The organism is Bacillus sp. URHA0034, assembly GCF_056280405.1.
The window spans coordinates 771,986-794,279 of record NZ_JBWCDK010000002.1 but is presented as its reverse complement, the minus strand read 5'-3'; the positions used below and the strand labels follow the sequence as shown (position 1 = coordinate 794,279).

Annotated in this window: 20 protein-coding genes; 12 read left to right on the top strand and 8 right to left on the bottom strand. The window is 37.6% G+C overall.

The annotated features are described in order from the left end of the window. The first annotated feature begins 42 nt into the window (after positions 1–42). From ACZ9EE_RS05980 to ACZ9EE_RS05955, 6 genes are all read left to right on the top strand, one after another. Complete coding sequence (locus tag ACZ9EE_RS05980; protein WP_476025747.1) at positions 43–2,442, top strand: hypothetical protein; 2,400 nt, start codon at positions 43–45, stop codon at positions 2,440–2,442. A 5-nt stretch (positions 2,443–2,447) separates the two neighbouring features. Then, entirely contained in the window at positions 2,448–3,818 is a 1,371-nt protein-coding gene (locus ACZ9EE_RS05975) for a glycoside-pentoside-hexuronide (GPH):cation symporter (RefSeq protein WP_476025746.1), read from the top strand. A 176-nt stretch (positions 3,819–3,994) separates the two neighbouring features. Beyond that, entirely contained in the window at positions 3,995–5,074 is a 1,080-nt protein-coding gene (locus tag ACZ9EE_RS05970; RefSeq protein WP_476025745.1) for a Wadjet anti-phage system protein JetD domain-containing protein, read from the top strand. Then, positions 5,065–6,579: a hypothetical protein gene (locus tag ACZ9EE_RS05965; protein ID WP_476025744.1), complete on the top strand. Its 1,515-nt coding sequence runs from the start codon at positions 5,065–5,067 to the stop codon at positions 6,577–6,579. Before ACZ9EE_RS05970 ends, ACZ9EE_RS05965 begins: the two co-directional genes overlap by 10 nt. Then, the gene (locus tag ACZ9EE_RS05960; protein WP_476025743.1) at positions 6,576–7,322 is read left to right on the top strand and encodes a DUF6063 family protein; all 747 of its coding nucleotides are present in this window, start codon (positions 6,576–6,578) and stop codon (positions 7,320–7,322) included. The genes ACZ9EE_RS05965 and ACZ9EE_RS05960 overlap by 4 nt, the downstream gene beginning before the upstream one ends. Next, positions 7,300–11,769 (top strand): coiled-coil domain-containing protein, encoded by a 4,470-nt coding sequence (locus ACZ9EE_RS05955; protein WP_476025742.1) that lies wholly within the window; start codon positions 7,300–7,302, stop codon positions 11,767–11,769. The genes ACZ9EE_RS05960 and ACZ9EE_RS05955 overlap by 23 nt, the downstream gene beginning before the upstream one ends. A 112-nt stretch (positions 11,770–11,881) precedes the next feature. Here the strand turns inward: ACZ9EE_RS05955 and ACZ9EE_RS05950 are convergent, their stop codons facing one another. Then, positions 11,882–12,220 carry a hypothetical protein gene (locus ACZ9EE_RS05950; RefSeq protein ID WP_476025741.1) on the bottom strand — a complete coding sequence of 113 codons (339 nt, stop codon included), beginning with the start codon at positions 12,218–12,220 and terminating at the stop codon, positions 11,882–11,884. A 627-nt stretch (positions 12,221–12,847) separates the two neighbouring features. Between ACZ9EE_RS05950 and ACZ9EE_RS05945 the strand changes: the two genes are divergently transcribed. Both ACZ9EE_RS05945 and ACZ9EE_RS05940 read left to right on the top strand, forming a co-directional pair. Continuing rightward, on the top strand, positions 12,848–13,768 hold the full coding sequence (locus tag ACZ9EE_RS05945) for an aldo/keto reductase (protein ID WP_476025740.1): 921 nt from the start codon (positions 12,848–12,850) through the stop codon (positions 13,766–13,768). 359 nt (positions 13,769–14,127) lie between these two features. Next, positions 14,128–14,685 (top strand): CBO0543 family protein, encoded by a 558-nt coding sequence (locus ACZ9EE_RS05940; protein ID WP_476025739.1) that lies wholly within the window; start codon positions 14,128–14,130, stop codon positions 14,683–14,685. Between the two features lie 131 nt (positions 14,686–14,816). On the opposite strand, the gene ACZ9EE_RS05935 is transcribed toward ACZ9EE_RS05940, so the two are convergent. Then, a complete protein-coding gene (locus tag ACZ9EE_RS05935; RefSeq protein WP_476025738.1) occupies positions 14,817–15,119 on the bottom strand; it encodes a hypothetical protein in 303 nt (100 codons plus the stop codon). Positions 15,120–15,350: 231 nt separating this feature from the next. Here ACZ9EE_RS05935 and ACZ9EE_RS05930 point away from each other — a divergent pair, with 231 nt between their 5' ends. Both ACZ9EE_RS05930 and ACZ9EE_RS05925 read left to right on the top strand, forming a co-directional pair. Next, the gene (locus ACZ9EE_RS05930; RefSeq protein ID WP_476025737.1) at positions 15,351–15,680 is read left to right on the top strand and encodes a phasin family protein; all 330 of its coding nucleotides are present in this window, start codon (positions 15,351–15,353) and stop codon (positions 15,678–15,680) included. A gap of 8 nt (positions 15,681–15,688) precedes the next feature. Next, a complete protein-coding gene (locus tag ACZ9EE_RS05925) occupies positions 15,689–17,365 on the top strand; it encodes an ABC1 kinase family protein (RefSeq protein WP_476025736.1) in 1,677 nt (558 codons plus the stop codon). Between the two features lie 119 nt (positions 17,366–17,484). On the opposite strand, the gene ACZ9EE_RS05920 is transcribed toward ACZ9EE_RS05925, so the two are convergent. Further along, complete coding sequence (locus ACZ9EE_RS05920) at positions 17,485–17,754, bottom strand: DUF2188 domain-containing protein (protein ID WP_476025735.1); 270 nt, start codon at positions 17,752–17,754, stop codon at positions 17,485–17,487. A gap of 148 nt (positions 17,755–17,902) precedes the next feature. Continuing rightward, positions 17,903–18,121 (bottom strand): hypothetical protein, encoded by a 219-nt coding sequence (locus ACZ9EE_RS05915; protein WP_476025734.1) that lies wholly within the window; start codon positions 18,119–18,121, stop codon positions 17,903–17,905. 152 nt (positions 18,122–18,273) lie between these two features. Here ACZ9EE_RS05915 and ACZ9EE_RS05910 point away from each other — a divergent pair, with 152 nt between their 5' ends. Continuing rightward, entirely contained in the window at positions 18,274–19,173 is a 900-nt protein-coding gene (locus ACZ9EE_RS05910) for a diacylglycerol/lipid kinase family protein (RefSeq protein ID WP_476025733.1), read from the top strand. A 75-nt stretch (positions 19,174–19,248) separates the two neighbouring features. Here the strand turns inward: ACZ9EE_RS05910 and ACZ9EE_RS05905 are convergent, their stop codons facing one another. The 3 genes from ACZ9EE_RS05905 to ACZ9EE_RS05895 all read right to left on the bottom strand — a co-directional run bounded on the left by ACZ9EE_RS05905 (position 19,249) and on the right by ACZ9EE_RS05895 (position 20,977). Further along, positions 19,249–19,974 (bottom strand): VC0807 family protein, encoded by a 726-nt coding sequence (locus tag ACZ9EE_RS05905; RefSeq protein ID WP_476025732.1) that lies wholly within the window; start codon positions 19,972–19,974, stop codon positions 19,249–19,251. Between the two features lie 141 nt (positions 19,975–20,115). Continuing rightward, positions 20,116–20,502, bottom strand: a complete 387-nt coding sequence (locus tag ACZ9EE_RS05900) for a hypothetical protein (RefSeq protein ID WP_476025731.1) — start codon at positions 20,500–20,502, stop codon at positions 20,116–20,118. A gap of 328 nt (positions 20,503–20,830) precedes the next feature. Further along, a complete protein-coding gene (locus ACZ9EE_RS05895; protein WP_476025730.1) occupies positions 20,831–20,977 on the bottom strand; it encodes a hypothetical protein in 147 nt (48 codons plus the stop codon). Positions 20,978–21,073: 96 nt separating this feature from the next. Here ACZ9EE_RS05895 and ACZ9EE_RS05890 point away from each other — a divergent pair, with 96 nt between their 5' ends. Further along, positions 21,074–21,196: a hypothetical protein gene (locus ACZ9EE_RS05890; protein WP_476025729.1), complete on the top strand. Its 123-nt coding sequence runs from the start codon at positions 21,074–21,076 to the stop codon at positions 21,194–21,196. On the opposite strand, the gene ACZ9EE_RS05885 is transcribed toward ACZ9EE_RS05890, so the two are convergent. Beyond that, a complete protein-coding gene (locus ACZ9EE_RS05885; protein ID WP_476025728.1) occupies positions 21,185–22,276 on the bottom strand; it encodes a Gfo/Idh/MocA family protein in 1,092 nt (363 codons plus the stop codon). The genes ACZ9EE_RS05890 and ACZ9EE_RS05885 overlap by 12 nt on opposite strands. Between the last annotated feature and the right edge of the window lie 18 nt (positions 22,277–22,294).

Sequence of the window (22,294 nt, the reverse complement as noted above, 5' to 3'; positions counted from 1 at the left end):
AACCGTTTTCTATTAGTAAACCTTTGAAAGGGAGGTAATTTTTTGGAGAATAAACAATTCAGATTGGAAATTTCACCGAGTGGAAATTTGATAAATCTAGTATTAAAAGAAGATACTCATCAAATGAATTGGGTGATGGATTCATCTTATCTAAATGAAAGTGGATATGATGAAAAAGATAAATTGTTTGGAAATTTTGCTCTAAAAATAGATGGGGAAATAGTAAGTAGTGGAGATATGCTGCCGGCCATATCACAGGACAATGCACAAGTTACAGTCACTTATGCATTTGAACAAATAGAAGTCATCATGAAGTATGATTTATCACGATCAGAAGACCGATTGGAATGGAATATCAAACTAAGAAATCGTACAGCAAACGAATTGAATATTACAGATTTTGCAATATGGTCTTCTTTTTCTTATGTGATGTATCGTATCAATAATCTGAACTTGCAAACTAATCATTCAGCAGCTGTCTTTCCGTCGATCTCCAATCATTATTCGAAATTGGCATGTGTTCGCAGAAGTAATGAGGCACCCCATTTAGGGATGTATCAAACAAAAGGACAAACGTTATCAGTAGGAACTTATTGTACGTATAATAATCTATTTTTCGAAAGCGTTTCCCCTTCTTTAGATGGGCTTCTTTTTCATCAATTAATCTTAGCAGGAGGATATCCAGAAAAGTTCGAAAATGCTGATTGGTTATATGAAAAAAAGGGGGTTGTTCTTCCGGGTTTAGGTGGAAAAGAATGGGGATATGCGTTAGAGCCTTTTAAAGATCAAAAAGATTTTTATCTGATTGGTCAAAAAAATTATGGTCATCCTATTTTTGATTTCGAACCACTTGCAATCGCAGACCAAACCTATTATTTCGCTTTCGAATTACCGGAGGATAGGCGCTTAACCGATGCTTATATCGAATATTTGGATCCAGCTGGTGACAAAAAACGTGAAAATATTTTTGCGATAATTAAAAATGAAAAAAATAATTATCAGGCTAACTTAACTTTTACCACACCTGGGGAACATAAGATCACAATAGAAATGGATGATCACTTTTATGATAACGTTATCCTCAATGTGATGGAACCAATCAAAAAGACAATTGAAAATCGGTCTCAATATATTAGTGACGTATTGTTTAATGGAGAAAACAGTGAAATCCCATATAGTTACTCTCCTATTTCAAATCAGGGAGAATCGTTAGGAAAATTAAGTTTAGTGTTAAAAAATAATCTGTTAGGGAAGACGAATGTCAAAGAAGTTCTAAAAGTAGAAGCAAGCTGTGTCTATTATATTCGTAAAAAGTGGTTCCAAAACGGAGATTTTACTAAACCTAACGATTTATATGGAGATTTTTATCGTTGCATGGATTTCGAATATATTGCACACGTATTTTACCTTCTTTCACAATTTGATGAGAATCTATTACAGTTACATCATCCGGATACTTACTTATCCTGGGCGGCTGACGTGTTCTTATTACGGGTTAACCCAGATTTACATGATAACCCGCGAGGAAAAGAAGAAGCGGGGATGTTAGGTGTATTTTTCTTATACATTGATGAATTAATGGAAGAGCTTAAAAGTCGTGGACTAACAGAGAAATATGAAGAAATCAGTTCCTTATGGTCCAAGATCGCGCGAAATGTATCTAATGATAGCAGAACGTATAAAGCGGCAGTAACCGAGCACTTTTTTGATAATGCTGGTTTTGGCCCTGCAACTGGAGCTTTAGCAAGCACCCATCATTTCGATGCAGCAAAAAGATATGGGGAATTAGTACTTGCGAATATGGGCTTTTCCAATGATTTTCGTGCTCAAAGCCCTGATCGCTGGTGGGAAGCATTATCTTATATGATTCATTCGTTATGGGGAGGAGTCACAGCTGCAGCATGTCTAAAAGCGTATGAAGAATTACATGATCCTAGATACTTAAAAGCCGCCTATCGTGCGACTATCGGTATTCTTTACTGCTATGATACCAATGCAAAAGCGACGAATACGAAGCTAACAACAGGGGAAGCCGCGTCCACCTATAGTATAGCTGGACCTCATATCAATCGGCCTGACTTATCCCGAAACAGATTTGGCCAGTCGACTTTCTTTAGAGACGGAGGCATTTTCACTCGGTTATTCTCGAAAGAAGAAGAAACGGCTGATTGGGATATGGGAGAAGAGTTGGTTGCCTATTTAGATGGATTTGGGAAGAAGACCTTTTTATATGAAGAAAATGGAACCGTTTCCGTTGTGAATGGCTCGATCGAAAGGACAGACGAAGGACTTTTAATTACTAGTTATGCACCTTATCCGACTGAATACTATTTCTATGACAGAAATTTACATTTTGTATCAGGAAGTGGGGAAACTATTCCTCAAGTTTTATTAGTCGATGGGGAATTTAAAATAAAAAAAGAATTACTTACTAGGGAGTGAGATGAATGATGGAGGGAAACACAGCGAAAAATTTAGATTTCAGCATAAAGGAAAAGAATAACTCCAAATTGCCTTTAAAACGAGTATTAGCTTACGCAAGTACAGATACGGCTGGTAATTTGCTATATTGTACACTTACTAGTTTTATTATGTATTTTTATACGGATGTTTTTGGAATTTCAATCGCTTCAGCAGGATTAGTTCTGTTAATTGCTCGTATTTTTGACGCGTTGGATGCACCTATTTGGGGATTAGTCATTGACCATACACGAACCAAATGGGGAAAAAACCGTCCGTATTGGCTATGGTTTTCCATTCCATTTGGACTAATGGTATTTTTAACTTTTTTAGCTCCAGATTTATCTCCAACAGCCAAAGTAGTCTATGCTTTAGTCACTTACATTATTGCTGGAATCGTATATACAGGTATTGGAACACCCATCACTGCGATTTTACCGAATTTAACTAATAGCTCAACTGAACGAGTTCGTTTAAATTCTTGGAGAAGTAATGGTGGGATGATTGGTTATTTAATTACGGCTTCATTCACTTTACCGCTTGTGTCGTTTTTTGGTAAAGGAAACGATAAATTAGGGTTTCAAGTAACCGTGGGCATATATGCCGTGGTTGCCATTGCCTTACTACTTTTTGCTTTTGCAGGAACGAAGGAAATCAATACAAAAAGTATAAAATCGATCCCTATCAAGCAAAGCTTTGGAGCAGTAAAGGGAAATTGGCCGTGGATTACGTTAGTTCTTGCTTTCATCTTCTATTGGTTAGGTAATACATCAAGAACTTCAACTTTAATCTATTATTCTGAATATAATCTTCATAATAAAAACCTAGCTTCCATCTTAAATGGGCTCGTCGTTTTTCAAATGGTATCAATCACGATTCTCCCATTTATTGTGAAAAAGTTTTTGAAAACGCATACCCAAATCATCGGATTTGTGATTGCGGCAATTGGTCAAGTCATCATTGCCTTTGCGGGAAGCAGTGCTGCGCTGATTATCTTTGGCTGGATTGTGGCATCGCTCGGAACAGGTATTGCAGTTACATTACCGTTTGCCATGTTATCCGATACTGTCGATTATGGAGAATGGAAAACAGGTATTCGTGCGAGCGGCTTCTTAACGGCCATCGGCAGCTCGTTCTGTATCAAATTAGGATCTGGATTAGGCAGTTTTATCCCTTCGATCATTATGGAAAAAGCAGGATATGTCGCAAATGTATCTCAATCGGCTACATCATTAGCCGCGATTAAATTTTGCTTTACCTGGTTGCCGGCGGTCTTCTTTATTGTAGGAGCGATTATCATGCTTAACTACATTAAATATGAAAAGAATGAAGGAAATGTGCGTAAAGAGTTATTATAGGGGACGGTTCTCGGTTCTTTTTGGAACAGGGGACGGTCCCTGTTCTTTTTTATCTATATATTATGTTAAAAAAATTTCATTTACCAACCATAAAGCAACTAGTTTATAATATAAGGATGGCCAAAATAGGTATGGAAATCTATTTATGACATTAAGAAGATTTAAGATTTAAGTAGGTGAGGACAATCGATGTCATTGAAACAAGGGTGAGAGGTTTTATTGGAGATATTCAACACCCTAAACAAAAGAAGAAAATAAATATTAACGATTTAGAAATTCAGTTGCGCAAGCTATTGAATGATTATTTTGAAATGGACGGTTATTCGTTGTTTTATCGTGCCATAGAAACATTGCAAGCAGAAGGCCAACTTATTCCTGTTCAAAATAATCAATATAATGGTAGATTACCAGCTCTTCCGTTATATTACTGGGTAAATATAAAAGTTCAGGCCTCTAAATGGGATCGCCTCGAGATGATGAAATTAAGTGATCAGTTTGATTTTTCCTATTATGAACGGCATCCCGAATGGCAAACAAAAGATGAATGGAATCGAATCCAGAATGTATATACGTTTCTAAAGTCCGGTCAGGAACGGGAAATCGTATCATTAGAAGAAAGAAGCCTGGAGCTCTTTGGCCATGAAAAATTCTTATATGATAGTGATAGTTTTCCTGATGGGAAAGGATTTTTGGCTAGAATTGGACTAACAGAAGACCAACTGAAAATGGTGAATTATGGGGAGCCTTTTGTATTTTGGATGAAACAGGGGAAAGAAATAAAAGATATTCAGAGAGTCCTAATCGTAGAAAATCTATCTTTCTTTCATACTTCCATTAAATTATTGGAAGCAAATATTCTAGATTATGAACCAGAACTCATTATTTATGGTGAAGGGACCAAAATTGAACGGAGCTTCTCTTTTTTCTTTCGAATGTTTCCGCCAAAATCCTATTATTTTTACTACGCAGGAGATCTTGATGCCGCAGGATATGGGATTCTCATTCGGCTTATAGAAAAATACCCAGATTGCTGTATTCAGCCTGCCTTAAAAATTTATCGAAAAATGCTCGAATGTCTAGAACAAAGGAATGACCAGAAAATGGGCCAAACCCAAAACCAAAACCACCAATACCGTGATTTATTTTTTCAATGGTTTACTGAAGAAGAACAAGCGTTGTTAGGTCAATTATGGCAGGAAAATAAGCGGATTCCACAGGAGGTTTTAACAATTGAAACATGGAGGAGATGGATGTGAACGAATCATGGGAAGGATTCGGCAAGCGTTTGCAACGATTAAATCCACTGTTTGAGCTTGGCAGGGGAATGGAAGTAGGAGAGTTGAAGCCACATATCCAAACGATTCTCATGCAAGTGCTCCTGACAATCTTTTATCGAGAACTAAATGATGATGATCAAAGACGCAAATCAGATATCAGGTATATGGTAGAAGATTCGATTAAGCAAATGAAGCTTTTAGCGGACGATAAGCAAATTGAACGGATTACCAGTGGGCTTTTATATCAGGGGAAAGAAGAGTATAGTAAACCATTTGAAGCTTTGTATTACGATGAAATAAGACAATCATGGGAAACTCAGGTCTTCCGATATGTCACGATGGATGAATTATATACGAATTTAGAGATAGGCGGATCGATTGTTTATAAACTCACGGATGTCTCTCAAGAAATGATTTTTATGAGCAGGGAAATGGCGGAGGAATTCTCCATTACAATAGAACAGCTCTATAGTATGCAGCTAATTAAAAATGGTAATTTTAGAAAAGCTACTCGAAACCTCGATCACCTCATTTCACGAGTAAACCGCTTAATGGCAAAAGAATTCACTTTTCAAAAAGAAATGATTAACAACCCCAAAATCTTATTAATGGAAGAAGAATGGCAAAGGGCCGACAATCGTGTTGAAATTGAAAAGCAATTTGAGGAAGAAAAAAATCACTTCCGTACCATTACTAGCATGATTGAAAAAACAAAACGAAGAAATGAAGAAGATGATTATATTCAGAAAGAATTGATTCTGCTTCAAGAAAAAATTGGTCATACCAGGCAATTGCATGATCGTTTTGCCAAGCTTGTCATTCAAAATATCTCTTATGAGATGAAATTAAAAGCGGAAAACCCTTCCTTGTTTTGGGAAACAAGCTTGGTTTCCTTTCGAGAACATCTTTATGAAAATTGGTTAATGAAGGAAGGGATTAAAAGTTTCGGGACGGTAGAAAGTGTGCTTTCTCCCTTATTTTCACCAAAAAATGATTTTATTTTGCCGCTGGATTGGATTTGGGGTGAACAAGAATTTGATGAAAGACAATTATCTGAACCTGTAATTGAAGAAGAGGCAGGGGAAAGCATTACTCGACTCCGAGTGACAAACTGGGACTCAGTTATTAAGGCATGGAGTTATGTTTTTCAACATTTACAAACATACGGTGAGTTTTCATTAGCTGATTTGCAGGCCATGCCATTAGAGGTGCAGGATTTATGGTTTGAAGAATCTGAAACCATTGATTTATGGATGATGTTTGATAAAAAGCCGCTGAAGGTTCAAGTGCTGCATCGGAAGGAAGAAACTTTAAGTGACGAACGGGAAATCCTTCTATATAAACTAATGAAGGAATATCCACAATTTCAGGTGTTTGAAGGCTTGAAAATCTTTACCATGTTTGATCATCGAGCGGAGCCTTTCCTCTGGTATCAAATGAAAATTACCCCTTTTAAGATATGCGTACAGGAGGACCAAGGATGAATGCAGAATCAATCAAAAAAGCATCAGCTGTCTATTTTTCCTTATTAAAGGATAGAGTAATCGACGAAAATAGTGAACACTTCCAAACGTATTTTGATCCGGAAGTGAGACAGACCGTGCTTTTATTAGCAGACGAATCAGGTACATATATTATTGAATCGCCTAAAAGAATCCATTTAGTTGTCCAGCCAACCGGCTCTGTCTTTGCAACCAATTTTACACATATGAAAGAGAAGCATAAGCAAGTCGAATCGAAAAAACACTTTCACCTTATTAGTATTGTCATTATGGCTTTTTTAGCCACGATTGACCGGAATCAGGCTGCCAAAATCCGAACAAAGCGGGAAGGAATAAGCTTCTACGCATTAGAGCGTCTTGTCAACGATCTCATCACCAATTGGGAAAGCATTCTTAAAGCTAAACCTGCCTTCGGAGAAGAAGAACGAATTGATATGAAGGAAGTTGTGACAGCTTGGAAATACATGGAGGTTGACACGGATGATTATGGGCTTAAAAAAGCCAATCGACGAACCAGAATCGGATTAATCGCTAGTGCTATGCGCTTATTAGAGACTGAGGGGCTGATCGTCATTCTTGATCGAGATGATATTCCAAAGGCGATTCCAAAACAAGAGCTTTTCGAGCGAATTGAATACCTATATCACGACTATGACCGGTATGAATTATTTAAAAAATTAATGACTGCAGAGGAGGAAGAGCATGCCGAAAATCCATCGAATTAGAATTGTTGGCCTGAAGTATGATGGCATGCAAAAGCAATATAAAGATACCATTTTTAACTTCCATAATGAGGAGACATCAACAAATGGTCTCATTGCGATGATGAATGGCGGTGGCAAGGGTGTATTCCTTCAAACCATCTTTCAAATTCTTAAACCTGGAACTTCATGGGGAAAACAAAACAACCGTTATTATCAGCAGTTCTTTTTTAATAATAAAGAGCAATTTGTTCCCTACACCTTTCATGTTCTTATTCAATGGGAATTGGACGGTGCCGACCACAGGCATTTGGTAACGGGAGGAATGTTCTCAGCCGAACAGCGGATTTCGATGAGTGAAGAAAGTGGCAATGAAAGCAAAACGTTAGAGCAGGAAGCTAAGATCCTCCCTAATATCACCTTTTATACAAGAGAATTTGAACGAAAAGAAGAGGTATCACTTGAGCATATTCCACTGTTTGAAAATAATGAGGTTGCTGAAACTGAAAGCTTGAAGGACTATTTAAAATGGAATGGATATGACGTTTACCGAGATACGAAGAAGCACTATCGAATTCTGGATACATACGGAATTAACCGTAAAGACTGGGATATTATGAAGGACATTAACAAGGATGAAGGCGGTGTTGGGAAATTCTTTGAAGGAGCCGAGGATGATCATTCATTGTTCCAAAAACGAATCATTCCTACGGTTAGTCAGGTCTTACATCGAACCGAACATCAAAAAGACGATCTAGTTGAGATTTTCAAGAGTCAGGCCAGTATTGCCAAGGACCTGCCTGTACTCTTAAAAAGAGAGCAAGCCCATAAGGAATTTTTAGAAGATATTGTTCCTTTTGAAGAGAACCTGGCTAGAGGAGTAGAGCATAAAGAAATTGTTCATGAAAGTGTTAAAGTGGGCAGACAACTGCTCGGTGCTTTACAACACCTGAAGCAATCGGAAGAAGAAACACTGGTTACTTTAGAGAAGCACATCGAAAAATTAATCATGAGAAAAGCGGATTTACGCTATCAAAAAGACAATTTAGAATATGCAAAAGCACACAGAGAGGTACTAGATTGGGAGAAGAAATTAGCAGAAGAACGGAATAAGCATACTTCCTTACAAGAAATCGTTAAAGATAAACAGGAACGAAAAGAACAGCTGGCCTTTCTACTATTATTGAAAGAGTGGAGTGAAAATGAACAAACGATTCGCTTGCTCACACAGCAGTTAGCGACATTAGAACAAAATAGTGGATTAGAGCAAGTGAATCAAAAAATGGACGAAATCAAAAAAGAAGCTGGAAAGCAATGGGAGGATTCTTTTCAATCCATCCAAGACGCTGCCAAGCAGTATGCGGGGTATCAAAAGTTCTTAACAAAAAAAGGAAATCAGCTGGCGCAGCAGGATAAACAAAAGACAAAAGAGATTGCTCAGCTTAGCACTGAAATTGATTATCTCTATAGTCAAATGCATACCTTTGAGTCTAAGGAAGAAGAGCTCATCGGAGAATTTGGCGACCGCTTAACCTATGACTTAAAAGGATTTACCCTCAGTCTATCTAAACAAATTGAAAACAAAAAGATCATGTTAGAAGAACTGCATGCAAAAGATCTAGAATCTAGTGAACGGCAAAATCAACTAGCTACCTCACATGGTACGCTCGTCCAATCGATTCAGTTTTCAGAGGAAAAATGTGAAGAGCTTAAGGCCGCAAACGAAGAGCAAAAGCAAAAAGAAGTAAACCTAATAGATCGGCTTCATGGGTTATTAGATGATGTGACTGCACCATTAACTCATGCGCTTCTTTCAAAATATGCCTTACAGATTGAAGATTTACTAGGCAATAATAAAGAACAAGGTGAACAAATTAAAAAAGACCTTTGGGAGATACAACTAGACCATTCCTTAAATGATGAGCACTTCTGGATTCCCAATAACGATGTCAAAGAATTAAAGCACTGGATTGATGAAAAAACTGGAATTGATGTGTTTTATGGAACTCAATTTCTCCAATCGTTAAGTAGGGAAGAAATCCTTAACTCCCTACTCATCTATCCGCTCCTTCCATATGGTTTAGTTGTAAGCGGACAGCAGTGGCAAAAAATTAATCAGCAGGTTCTTTCAGGAAGAATGTATAAGAGCCCTGTTCCGATTTTCATGCGTGAGGAAATGAAAGGTGAAAAACACCAACCATCCTTTGTGATGATTAACGGAACAGAGAAAGAGCTATTAACGGATAAAAATCAATTTACCAACTGGAAAATAACGATTGCTAAACAAATAGAAGACAAGAAAGATACACTTATTGAAATAAATAAAACAGAATCCTCCTTACGTCATATTTTAAAAGAAATTGATCGATTTTTATCAGGTGAGCTTTCTGTTGATCTAGAGAAAGTTTTCAATCAGGAACAGAATGCCCTTCTGTCTAAGAGAACAAAATTACAGGAAATCACCACTAAAGAGCAAAAAGAAAAAGAATTACAGCTTCAACTAAAAGAACAGTTGGAGACTACAAAGGTGAAGATTGATAAGCTTACAAGAGATGTAGAATCTATTGAGGAATTTGAGCGTGAAAAGTCTCTCTATCAAGAAAACAAACGTGTGAAGATAGAGAAAGAGAAACAAATGGAAGTCTTAGGATTAAGGCAGCAAGAAATTGGAATAGAGCACCAAAATATAGTTGAACTGCAAACCAAATGGAATCAAACCTATTTAGAATGGAAGGTTACGACCGAACAAAATATAAAGGAAATTGCCTCTTTTATTGAAGAAGCCGTTTTTCCCGCTAATCAAAAAGCTGAGCCGTGTGAAGAGGTCCCGCGTTTATCATCGCATTTATTAGACGAGATGAATGGAAGCATCATGGAGTTAAAACAGCTCCAAAAATCAAAAGAGGAACAGGCTAGAGAATTACTGATTATTCAAGCAAAAAAGGAAACAGAACAAAAGCAGCAAAAGAAATTAGAGAAAAAAATAGTTACTCATAATAAGGAGTGGAAGGAAGTTCCAGTACCAGAGGAACCTGTGAGTATATTAGAAAATATGCTTCAAATAGCACAGAAGGAAGCGAAGACAGCGGAAAAGGAAGAACGCGATCAAGGAACGGCTGTAACGGTAGCAGAAACGTCATTACAACATGCGACGGTTCAACGTGACAAGTCAGGAAAGAAAGTGGCAAAACATGATAAACAGCCTGAAGAATGGGAAGAGCTTGACTTAGAAGTAAAGGGAGTAGAAATAAAAGACCAAACGAAACAAACCATAGAAGAAGTGAAGCAGGCTGAAAAACGCCGAAAAGAAACAGCAGCGAACATTGTTAGCTATGAAGGGGATTTGTTAACATTATCTGTGATTCTTAAGGAGGAAGCAGCAGCTTTTACGGAGACGGATATTGAAAAAGTTAAGAGTCAAGGGAAAGCCTGTATCTTATCCTGGTGTGAAGACCATCAAGCAATTCAGGAGGAAGGCCAAGAGAGGCACGCGAAAATCGAACAATCCTTGCGTAATTTAAAGCTGACAATTGAAGGAAAGGATTGGGAGATTCGTTTCAAAAATGAGGTAATAACTACATTAGACCATATGGATACGAGGCATTATTCGCATATTCAAAGCGTCGTAAAAAATATGAAGCGTTTTTCACAAAGTGGATTAGAACAACTAGAACGTGACAAAGAAAGGGCAGAAAAAGCTCAAAACTTCTGGGCCAGCCGCGCCAGTATGAAGGTAATGAGCATTTCAGAGGCCATTCGTTCCATGATTGTAAAAATGAAACTGAAAAATGAACGTGGATCTTTTCCGCTTGTCCAGCTAAAGGAAGACATCTTACCTAAAAAGCCGGAAGATATCGAGCCGTTGCTGAAGCAGCATTTTGTAGCTGCTATTAACAAAATTACCAAACAATTTGATACGATAGATCACCATAACCAAGCAGTAGACCAAGAAATCAAACAACTCATTAGTGATGAGCAAATTTTGTTTGTTTCACTACGAAATCGATATCCTGAGCTGCTTGTCTATAATATGCGGACAGATAATGCCTTTATGTATGGGAAACCGCAAAGAGAACATTATTCAACCTGGCAGACAATCAATCAAGGTTCAAAGACGAAATCCGATGGCAGTGGCGGACAAAAACTATCAGCCCGAATGGTAATGATGATGATGTTATTATCCGTTAAAAACGAATCAGATCAAAGCTGGGTTCCTTTAGTCTGTGATAATCCGTTTGGACAAGCTGCGTCAGCACATGTCCTCGACCCGATCTTCTCTGTTGCCGAAAAACTGAAGTTCCAATTTATCGTCGTCACTCCGCCTGAATTGGTGAAAACGGAAATCAGTCAAAGATTTGATGCCTATTATAAATTGGATTTCATTCGCGAAAAAGGAAAAGAAATTGTTTCTGACACGATTGTTCCAGCCTTCCGAATTTATCAGGGAACTGAAGCAGCCCATGTAAAATGAACCAGCTCTAAAAATGGTGGTAAGTAAGAAACTCTTCTATGGAGAGTTTCTTTACTTTACCTCTATCAGAAAAAACTAACAACCGTCCAACCTGATAAAAGGTTACCCCTTTTCAAATGGATTTTCTTGATGAATATTCGCCAAGCCATCCGGGTAATCGAATTCGTTTGTTTGGGTTGTGTACTCTTTCAATTCTCTCCCGTCCTTCCTTTATCCATTCCTGTAATGTTGCGGGAAAATGATTTTCTTCAAAGGGGAATACCGCAATGTCAGCAATCGCTGGAGGATAAGGACTTTTTCTGATGTGGTTTTTCAATTTCGCCAGCACTTTCTCATAATCCATTTCGGAACAGAATTGGAACCATTGCAGAACCGTTTCGTCCTTGAATACGAAGTTGGAATAAACCGATTCAATAAGTATTAATAAATTGACTACCTCTGATTTGGTCATTGTCCATTCTCCCCTACGATATTTTTCCTTTCCTGAATCAAACCTTCCTCTCTTTCAGACATAGATGCTTTTTTGGCTTTTTGGGATGTATACCTTTTTTTCTCCGCTTCTAGTATCGCCCTTATAACCTTTTTACAATACAAAAAGCTGTTATTTTTACCATCTCGATTCTTCAGAAAAAAGGCGGCTCATCGCCGCTTTTTTTGATGTCCTATTTACTGATTATGAATAATTTATAATAAGCAACAAGTACTATCCATTCAAAATAAATAGAGGTGATGATTATGGCAAAAAAATCAAACAACAATAAACAAAACTCCACATCCTCAAAGAATAGCAATAACAAGAATAATAATAATTCTAAAAAAAACAACCAAAAAAATAAGAAAAAATAGATTGAAGGAATAAGTGAAAGTGAAATAAAATCGTCCCCTCCATAAGCAGCATAAAAGAAAGCAAACAAATCTGTCCTTGGTGGGGGCGTTCTTATGAGAAGAAGTTATCTGTACATAATTCTTTAAAATCTTTCATTGCTTGAAGTAAAAAAAGGAATCAACAACTTTTTGAAGAACTAATTTATGAACTAGAAAATCAATAAAAATAAAAAGGAAAATTGAGGTGGTATAGGTGAGGTATAGACGTTTAGGAAAAACGGATTTAAATGTTTCGGTTGTGGGTATTGGTACTTGGCAATTTGGGGGTGATTGGGGGAGGGACTTCAATCAAAATGAAGTCGATGCCATATTATCACGAGCAAAAGAGTTAGGAATAAATTTGATTGATACGGCTGAATGTTATGGTCCACATCATATGTCTGAAAGTTTCATAGGGAATTTTCTAACTCGAGACTGCCGTGAAGATTGGGTTATTGCTTCTAAATTTGGCCATAGCTGGCACGAAAAATGGGGTCATGCATGGAGTGTTGACGATGTTCGCGTACAATTAGAAGAATCTTTAAAGGCTTTAAAAACAGATTATATTGATCTTTATCAATTCCATTCCGGATCAGATGAAGATTTTAATAATGATGGTTTATGGACGATGCTGGATAAACAAGTACAAGCTGGAAAAATACGAAACCTTGGTATTTCAATTGGCAGTAATAATAATATTTATCAGACGTCAAATGCCACTAAAGTTGGAGCGAAGGCAATTCAAGTTGTGTATAATCGAATCGATCAAATCCCTGAGGAGCAAGTATTTCCTTCCTGTTTGGAACAGGATTTGGGTGTTTTAGCGCGAGTTCCTCTAGCTAGTGGTTTCTTAAGTGGGAAATATAAACCTGGTGCAGTGTTTAATGATAATGTAAGGAAAAGACGAGAGCGAGAAGAAATGGATGAAAAGTTACGTCTAGTTGAACAAATTCAACAAAATGAAGTTCCAGAAGGAGTTAATATGGCAGAATGGGCTTTGGCCTGGTGCTTGCAGCACCCTGCAGTTACATGTGTCATACCTGGCTGTAAAAGTGTTGAGCAAGTTGAAGTTAATGCAAGAGCAGCCTGTCTTGATTTGGTAAAGGATGATCATCCTAGTGCGGTAACAAATTAATAATAGTTTTAGAAACATTACCACAACTTTTAATCAAAAATGGTTAGTAGTCCTAGTTATGTAAAAAAGGTTCGCTAAAATTGGAACGGGTTCCGTTGCCTTTCGCTAACTTTGAAAACGTCATCTAAGATGGCTATTAATTTGTGTATAAAAATGTAGGGGTACAAGAGCCAGTGTACCCTTACAAATCAAATTACTTTTTACCTTCAAATTACCTTACAATTATTTCTATAAAATGGTGTATGGAAGATGAAGTCGGAATAATAAGATTTGTTGAGAGGAATATTAAAAAATGATTTTTATGGATACGAGGGAAATATTTACCGATCAATGTTTAAAATTAAAAGAGGAGGAGAGAAATGGATAGTTTTCTAAAAATAGAAAAGACCTATGTCTACCTCCGAAAGCTGTGGTTCGATTACTGGACTCAAGAAGTGATTTTTACATATCAGTGGTGGTTTGAGATTTTATTAGTTATTTTTCTATTGTTTTTATGGTGGCGATTTGTCGATAAAACACGTTTAAAAGAAATAGGTCTGGTTGGGCTGATTACAGCAGGGATTGCCTTTATTTTGGATCAAATTGGTACATCTCTAGGTTTTTGGATATATCCATATACCTTAACGCCCTTAGAAAGAGATGAGTTTGCCCCTGCTGATTTATCTATTGTGCCCTTTATTTACTCGATGATTTATCAGAGATTTCCTACGTGGAAGAAGTACATATTAGCAACTATAGCCTATGCATTTTTTGCTTCATATATAGGAGAAAATATCTTTCAATGGCTTGGGATATACAAAATAATTAAATGGAATCATATATACTCTGTCCCGTTATATATATTAATTGGTATATTTGTAAAAGTGCTTCTACAAAAAATTAATTCAATTGAATCACATTCCAAAAACAAAGAATAAATGTACTTCTAGGGTAAGCATCCCAAATAACCTTCCTAATTTTGACGATTGGAAGGTTTTGTATTGTATAGGTTTATTTTTTATTTAAGCTATATTTTTGGAAGGTTGATCTATGTCCCAGGGGGTAGATTTTAATCATAACGAACTTGATCTTCTCCTTCTATAATGAGCTCTAATTCTGTAATAAAGTTAAGTTCAAGCGGTGCAGGTAATCGTTCCATTAGTTCCTTAATTTCTATAAGATTTTCTGCTTCCTCAATCGTAGAGGGAGGTTGTTTTAAATGCTGATACCAATCCTTTAATTCGTCAATAAACTCATAAAAATGCCGCTCAAACCTTTCTGCACATTCTTCGCTTTCATCCTCTGAGGCAATCTTCATTAATTCCCAATCTTCTAGAGCTGTTTCCAATTTATCTTTTACTCGATTTATCATACTTAATCACTCCTTGTATAGTAGTATAATATGGATTTTCAAATTCGTTAAACAAAAAAATAGCTATTTGGTTTATAATCTAAGATTCGCTACAACGGTCAGTTTATATCCAACTTATAATTTTCCAAGTCTAGTATTCTTGTAACCTCTGATTTTCGTACTTTTTTTGATATAGCTCCTCTAATTAAGGGTATGGAATAGTAATAATTAAATTTAAGGAGGAATAGATGAATGAAAGACCTATTTAAAAATGGATTCCTATTAGGGCTTGGGGCTGCTTTGTATGGCAAAGAAAAACTGGATGATCTGATGAAGAGTATGATCGAAAAAGGGATGGTAAGCCAAACAGAGGCAAATTCATTATTCAGTGATTTTTTGAAGCGCGGTGAAGAAAAAAGTGGGAGCTGGAATCAACAATACCGCGAAATGGTACAGTCCCAACTAAAGGACTTGGGTTTCGTGGGCCGTGAGGAAATCGATAACATTCAGTCCCAACTATTACTGCTTCAACAAGAAATCGTCCAATTGAAAAATAATACGACAAACGAAGAACAGAAATAGGTGGCAGGATGGGGACAAATGGAATTAGACGTTTGAATCGATATAGAGAAATTGTTTCCTTGTTGGTTAAACATGGGTTTGGTTACATAGTCCAAGAGATTGGTTTAACCGATACCCTTACCATGAAAGACCGGCTCATTACAGATTTTAAACAAGGAAATTCGCAGGAAATGGGGCACCGCTTACGCCATTTATTAGAGGAGCTTGGCCCGACTTTTATTAAGTTAGGCCAGCTCCTTAGTATTAGGAGTGACCTGTTTCCTGTAGAAGTAATTTCTGAATTGGAACTTCTTCAGGACAATGTAAATCAGGTATCAATTAAGGAGATTAAGGAGAAAATTCAGCTCGAATTTGGACGGACGGTGGAGGACGTATTCAATTCCTTTCAGGAAACACCGGTTGGATCTGCTTCTATCGGCCAAGTCCACGAAGCGGTTCTGCCGTCCGGCCAGAAGGTAATGGTAAAGGTACAGCGGCCTAAAATAAAAGAAACGGTTTATGCCGACCTTGGAATATTAAAGGATATATCGAAGATGATGGAAAACTACTACGATTGGGCCGAACATTACCATATAACTGATTTGATGGATGAGCTGGCAGAATCGATCAAGAATGAACTGGATTACATGGAGGAAGGCAGGAATACCGAAACGATTCAGCTTCAATTTGAAACCAATAATGGCATAAAAGTCCCTGAAATTTATTGGGATTACACCACAGCCGAAATACTTACCATGGAACGGATAGATGGAATAAAAATTACCGAGATACAGCAGCTTGACCTAAGTCAGCAGGAAAAAAGACAGATTGCGGATTTGTTGATAGATTCGTTTATTACCCAAATTTTAAGGGAAGGATTTTTTCACGGAGACCCGCATCCCGGTAACATCCTTTACATTCCTGATACCAAGCAGCTCGGGTTTATAGATTTAGGCCAGATAGGCAGGTTATCCTCGAGAAAGAGATATGATGTGACCACATTGATGATCGGTCTTATGAACGAGGATACCGATTTGATCGTGAAGGCGATGTACAGGCTGACCTATGTCCCCTCATCGGTTGATGATAAGCAATTTTACGATGACATTGACAGAATCAGAAAAAAATTCAGCCATACCCCTTTAGGTGAATTGAATTTTGGTTTGACCATCAATGAACTTTTTTCGAGTGCACATAATCATCAGATTTATATCCCAACAGATTTCATGATGCTGGGGAAAACGTTAATAACGTTGGAAGGAATTATTAAGGATATAGATCCTTCTTTGAACCTGCTTGAACTGGCCAAGCCATATGGTCAACAGCTTTTAGTGGAACGGTATAATCCTGTCAAATTGGGAAAAAGACTTCTGAACGAGGCAGAGGACATGACGGAAAGCATTACAAAAATTCCTGGACAACTCGAGGATGTTCTTCAGAAGACTTCAGAAGGTGACTTAAAGGTGAAAATTAGTGTCCATGAGTTGGAAGATATCTTTGCAAAGATAGATCGCTTAAGCAACAAATTCTCGTTTAGTTTAACCCTACTTGCCTTTAGTATTGTCGTATTGGGCTTAATAGTAGGTGCTACTTTCGGAACCAACACCATTCTAACCAGCATACACGCAGTCGAAGTTGGCTTTGTTATTGCCTTCTTAATGTTTTTATGGATTATTTATTCCATCATTAAAACAGGCCGGTTTTAGCGTCTTTTTTCTTCAAACTTAAGGTCCTGATCCGTTGATTGATCTGTTTAACTGTGAAAGATGGATGGGAATTTTTTTATACATTAAAATGCCCGGGAAGGCTCACTTCCCGGGGCATTTTATGATTCCATGTAATTAAGTTGTTGTTCAATTTTACCGTCATCATCATGAATGTAGACCATCGTATTAGCTTCCTCTGCCATCCGTTTGGCTTCTTTTACAGCCTCACTTTTTGAATGAGTGGTGCAGGCTGGCTCCTCTTTGCCCTCAATCTTCACGGCCCAGCCTTCCTCGTCATGTGGAACGACATGGAACCTTGCATCATCGGTTCCGGCGCGCTCTTTAAAATATTGGTCACGGTCAAAATGGTTATCTGCTTTATTTGCCATTGGTTTACCTCCCATTATAAATTCTCTTATACCTTACATTTACCCGATTAATGAAAACAGAAACATGACCCCTTTCTAAGAAAAAACAATTAGCGGGACCGCTTTTTATATATATATATTAGTTAAATGCTTCATTTTTCAAATGAGATTACACACCACCATATTTTTTTTCACTAGATGATGTATTTTTGCTATCACGCTTGTGTTTTTCCTCCTGTTTTTCTTCATTTAGGTCTTCCATCGGGATGGGATCTACCGTTCTTTCACTTTCAAATTTATCAAATAAGCTTTCGTTAGTTGTTTCATATTGTTCTGGATGATCCATTTTATTTGTTTTGTAACTTTCGCTGTTCTTTTTAATTTCCATCCAATCACTCCTCTTTCTTTTGTCTATTGCTTACCCTATTGGTAGTTAAATAAACGATTTTTAATGATACTTTTCTAAGCATTCTAGATTGGTGGAATAAGTGATAGAAATGGGTATATAAGTAAAAAGATACTAAAGAGGAAGTGGTTTATATGCGTTTCGAACGGGCACTATTAATTTATAATGGAAATGCCGGACAAAAGGATATGAAACAGGCACTGGGTGTTTCTGTCCCGATTCTTTCATCCAGTATTTCAAATTTAATAATTGTCCAAACGCAAAGAAGCGGCCATGCAAAGGAGCTTTGTCAGCTGCATGGACCGGATGTTGATTTAGTCATTATCCTTGGCGGAGATGGTACCGTTCATGAATGTATTAACGGACTATCAAATCTGGAGCAACGCCCAATGATTGGTATATTGCCTGCTGGTACGTGTAATGATTTTTCAAGAACCTTACTGATTGAACAGGATATCGCCATAGCGGCAGACCAAATTATCTCAGGTGAAAGCATACCAGTGGATGTTCTAAAAGTGGATGAACAATACTGTTTAAACTTTTGGGGGACAGGTTTAATCGCAGAAACTTCTAATAATATTAGACCAACGGAAAAGGACCATTTTGGTAAAGCTGGTTATTTCCTCAGTGCCATCAGGACTATGAAAAATATGGATCAATTTAAATATATAATAGATATAGATGGGGAAAGAATCGAAGGAGAGGGGTTATTAATCATTACAGCCAATGGGAATTACATAGGAACCAATAGGCTGCCTTTTAAAGCGATTAGTTATCATGATGGACTCGCAGATGTCTTTATTATCAAACATACAAACTTAACGTTGTTGAAAGAACTTTTTACGACTGATATTACGATTCAGACTAATCAATTAAGCGAGGAAATGGACCATTACTCCGGAAAATCAATCACCATTTATACGGAAGAGGACATGGATGCAGATATGGACGGAGAAGTGTATACTAAAACGCCTAGTCATATTACTGTGCTCAAACACCACCTGCAAATGTTAACGCCAAGTGGAAAATGGTAAATGAGAGTCCTAAAAGGTGAGTAATCACGGTCCAATTCATAATCAAAACGTTAATTAAAAATTAACATACTCCCACTACCGCTTATGAATACTAAAATAAAAGTAAGTCCGTTCAAGATGAAAGGAGGTCCAGTAAGATGAAAGAGAAACTAATTTTCTTCTTGGCTTCGTAATGGCTATTTTTTTAACCGGCGTTATTTCGTTTACTGCCTGATGGATAAAGAAGAAGACAGCCAGCGACGCACCCGACAATATGATGTTAAGGGACTTGTCTAATAAAATATCAAAGCGGTATGCCTCTACTCCGTATTTCAGGATCCATCTGGATAAACACACAATATAAATTAGTTCATTCACACAGTATATTAACGTTATTAATTGAAAAAGCTTGTATGTTTTCTTTTCAAAAAGCAACGCTTTTGTTGTCTTTCTGTCATACCCCCTTAACGCCATTAGATCCAATGTAAAGTATAAATAAAGAGGCTTCCTCGCTGCCATGCTTACAGAATATATTAATAATAAGGAGGCTGAGTAAAAAACATTATTCCATAAAAGCTGCAAAGCAGACCCAGATAGAATATCCACCAATAGGCCTGCAGTTAAATTAAGGATGACACATATTCCCGTATAATTAAGCTTTCCAGTATCATTGAATCGGTACAAGCTATAAAGAATTCCAGGCAGCGTGGAGAGAATCATGGCAGGATAGTCTCCTATAATATCCCGAGACAGCTCCCAAAATGCCAAAGGGAAAATAAAAAACAGTACAAAATCTACTAGCAGCATTAAGGATGATCTCATTTATTTTCACCATACTTTCCGGAGTCATTCAATTTCATATATATGGACCAACCTCAATAAAAAGAACCAAGCATACACCCGGTCCTAAGATTGAATTATCCATTGTTAAAGAAATGACTAGGGAACTGGTGTCTTTTTCACTCATGATACCTCTTCAAATTCAAAATACGTAAACAATTTTTTTTGTACATGAAGCTCCCACTCGTCTAAGGGCGCGTCTATCTGTTTCAGAAGATGATACGCATTGACCCATGCCTTCATTTCGGCGTTAATACGATAGGGACGGTTCGAAATCCACTGGTCGTAGTCTAAGTTTCCCTCGATGTAGTCGATGAGGTGCCCCGTCTCATGTGCTAGAGCATAGAGGTTTTCTTGCTCTGCTATTGGCGGGACCGTTACCGTTAAATCCGGCTTAAAGCTCACCCGGTTTTCGTGTGAAAAACGGACAGTTCCTCCCATGGTTTCTACTATATCTATTAATTGGTTCATGTATTTATTGATGTCAGCCCTGCCTATTAGACTTCGCATCTTTCTTTGCCCACCCTTGTTCACTTATTGGTTTTATCTTATCATATTTAATCTAGAAATTTGAAAGTGATTTAAAATTAAACTTACATAATCATTACACGCCGTAACTCAAAAACGACTACGAAGCTGGACAAAATGGATTTACTATCATTTTAAGCCAAACTGATAAACGTTATGACAAAATAATTGGAATAAAAATCAAAAAAACTGCACTCCTCATTGTTTGAATGTGTTTAACAATGAGGAGTGCAGTTCATATTTCAGTCGGCTGGATTACAGCCCGAGCCCTTAGTTTATCAAGCTTTCCGGTCATTAGCCGGCTGCTAGTTTAGCGGTTACGATCAGAAGTTTTCTTCCCTACATTATCATTTGGTGAATCACCAGTTCCATTTTTACTCTTACTATTAGGTGTTCCATAGATTTGATTATCCTGTGTTACTTTCGCGCCTTCTAGAAAATCATCCTTTGTTTTCACTCTACTCACCTCCTATATAATAATACCTCCCATATTATCTGTTAAGATAACTAGAAACATACAATCGGGAATTATTCTCAATAAGGTGGTTAAGAAGTGATGATTAAAATAAATGCAACAAAAAAGGGCTTGCCTCAAAAAAGAGGCAGCCCTTGTGAATCGATTATAAAGATTGGAAAGGATACAAATATAGGATTAAAATCAAATTTACTTCTGTAATTCAAAAGATACGGATTCAGGACGCTCACATGTACTTTCCATTATATAGTGTTTACCACTATCTGAGGAATCATGGAACCCATGCATTGCTTCTAAAACATGATATGCTAAGTCACTATTGGCTCGATATTGACCACCTTCGAGGATGGCTTGGGCCATATCGGCCACACCAAGCCCTCGACTGTTTTGGGCGTGTCCGTAAGCAAGTGGGACCTCAGTAAATTCATTTTCGTCACGTTTTCTAACTTTAACAGGCCCACCGAAGGTGTTTGGATCTGGAACAAGTATAGTTCCTTCACTTCCATAAATTTCGATTGGTGGAAGGGATGTACCGCCGAACGCATCAAAACTGGTAGTAATGTTTCCAATTACCCCTGATGCAAAGTCAATTACACCTGAAATATGAGTGGGAATACTTACTTCGATTTTTGTACCCGCTTTTGGTTGGCTTAGCACTGTTCTTTCAGGATAACTGATCCGAGTGAAGCCAGAGATTCGTTTAATTGGTCCTAGCAGGGCCACCAAAGCTGTTAAATAGTATGGTCCCATATCAAACATTGGTCCGCCGCCCAAATCATAATAGAAGGCAGGGTCTGGATGCCAATGTTCGTGCCCGCGGCAAATCATAAAGGAAGATGCACCGATTGGCACACCAATTTCACCTTGTTCAATCAAATGGATGGCCGTTTGAATACCAGCACCTAAGAAGGTGTCGGGTGCACTGCCAACAAGGAGACCGTGCTTTTTGGCTGTTTCTAAAATTTGTCTGCCTTCCTCACGTGTAACAGCCAGTGGTTTTTCCGTATAAACATGCTTTCCTGCTTCAAGTGCCTGGATGCAAACAGAGGCATGTGCTTTTGGAATGGTTAAATTGATCACTAGTTCGATCTCTGGGTCAGACAGTAGTTCTTCAACGGAACAAGAGGTCGGAACACCGTATTTTTCAGCTTGAGATTGGGCCCGCTGTACATCTAAGTCCGCACAGGCAACCAGTTCAAGGTGAGGGAACTTCGGACAGTTTTCCATATAAATCGAACTAATATTTCCACAGCCGATGATGCCAACTTTTAGTTTTTTCAAAATAGCTCCTCCTAGTTT

Excerpts from the sequence above, each read along its gene's own strand:
- ACZ9EE_RS05950 (WP_476025741.1), bottom strand. The coding sequence starts at position 12,220 with ATGACCAAATCAGAGGTAGTCAATTTATTAATACTTATTGAATCGGTT.
- ACZ9EE_RS05905 (WP_476025732.1), bottom strand. The coding sequence starts at position 19,974 with ATGAGATCATCCTTAATGCTGCTAGTAGATTTTGTACTGTTTTTTATT.
- ACZ9EE_RS05940 (WP_476025739.1), top strand. The coding sequence starts at position 14,128 with ATGGATAGTTTTCTAAAAATAGAAAAGACCTATGTCTACCTCCGAAAG.
- ACZ9EE_RS05915 (WP_476025734.1), bottom strand. The coding sequence starts at position 18,121 with ATGGAAATTAAAAAGAACAGCGAAAGTTACAAAACAAATAAAATGGAT.
- ACZ9EE_RS05960 (WP_476025743.1), top strand. The coding sequence starts at position 6,576 with ATGAATGCAGAATCAATCAAAAAAGCATCAGCTGTCTATTTTTCCTTA.
- ACZ9EE_RS05930 (WP_476025737.1), top strand. The coding sequence starts at position 15,351 with ATGAAAGACCTATTTAAAAATGGATTCCTATTAGGGCTTGGGGCTGCT.
- ACZ9EE_RS05955 (WP_476025742.1), top strand. The coding sequence starts at position 7,300 with ATGCCGAAAATCCATCGAATTAGAATTGTTGGCCTGAAGTATGATGGC.
- ACZ9EE_RS05910 (WP_476025733.1), top strand. The coding sequence starts at position 18,274 with ATGCGTTTCGAACGGGCACTATTAATTTATAATGGAAATGCCGGACAA.
- ACZ9EE_RS05925 (WP_476025736.1), top strand. The coding sequence starts at position 15,689 with ATGGGGACAAATGGAATTAGACGTTTGAATCGATATAGAGAAATTGTT.
- ACZ9EE_RS05920 (WP_476025735.1), bottom strand. The coding sequence starts at position 17,754 with ATGGCAAATAAAGCAGATAACCATTTTGACCGTGACCAATATTTTAAA.
- ACZ9EE_RS05935 (WP_476025738.1), bottom strand. The coding sequence starts at position 15,119 with ATGATAAATCGAGTAAAAGATAAATTGGAAACAGCTCTAGAAGATTGG.
- ACZ9EE_RS05975 (WP_476025746.1), top strand. The coding sequence starts at position 2,448 with ATGATGGAGGGAAACACAGCGAAAAATTTAGATTTCAGCATAAAGGAA.
- ACZ9EE_RS05965 (WP_476025744.1), top strand. The coding sequence starts at position 5,065 with ATGGATGTGAACGAATCATGGGAAGGATTCGGCAAGCGTTTGCAACGA.
- ACZ9EE_RS05900 (WP_476025731.1), bottom strand. The coding sequence starts at position 20,502 with ATGCGAAGTCTAATAGGCAGGGCTGACATCAATAAATACATGAACCAA.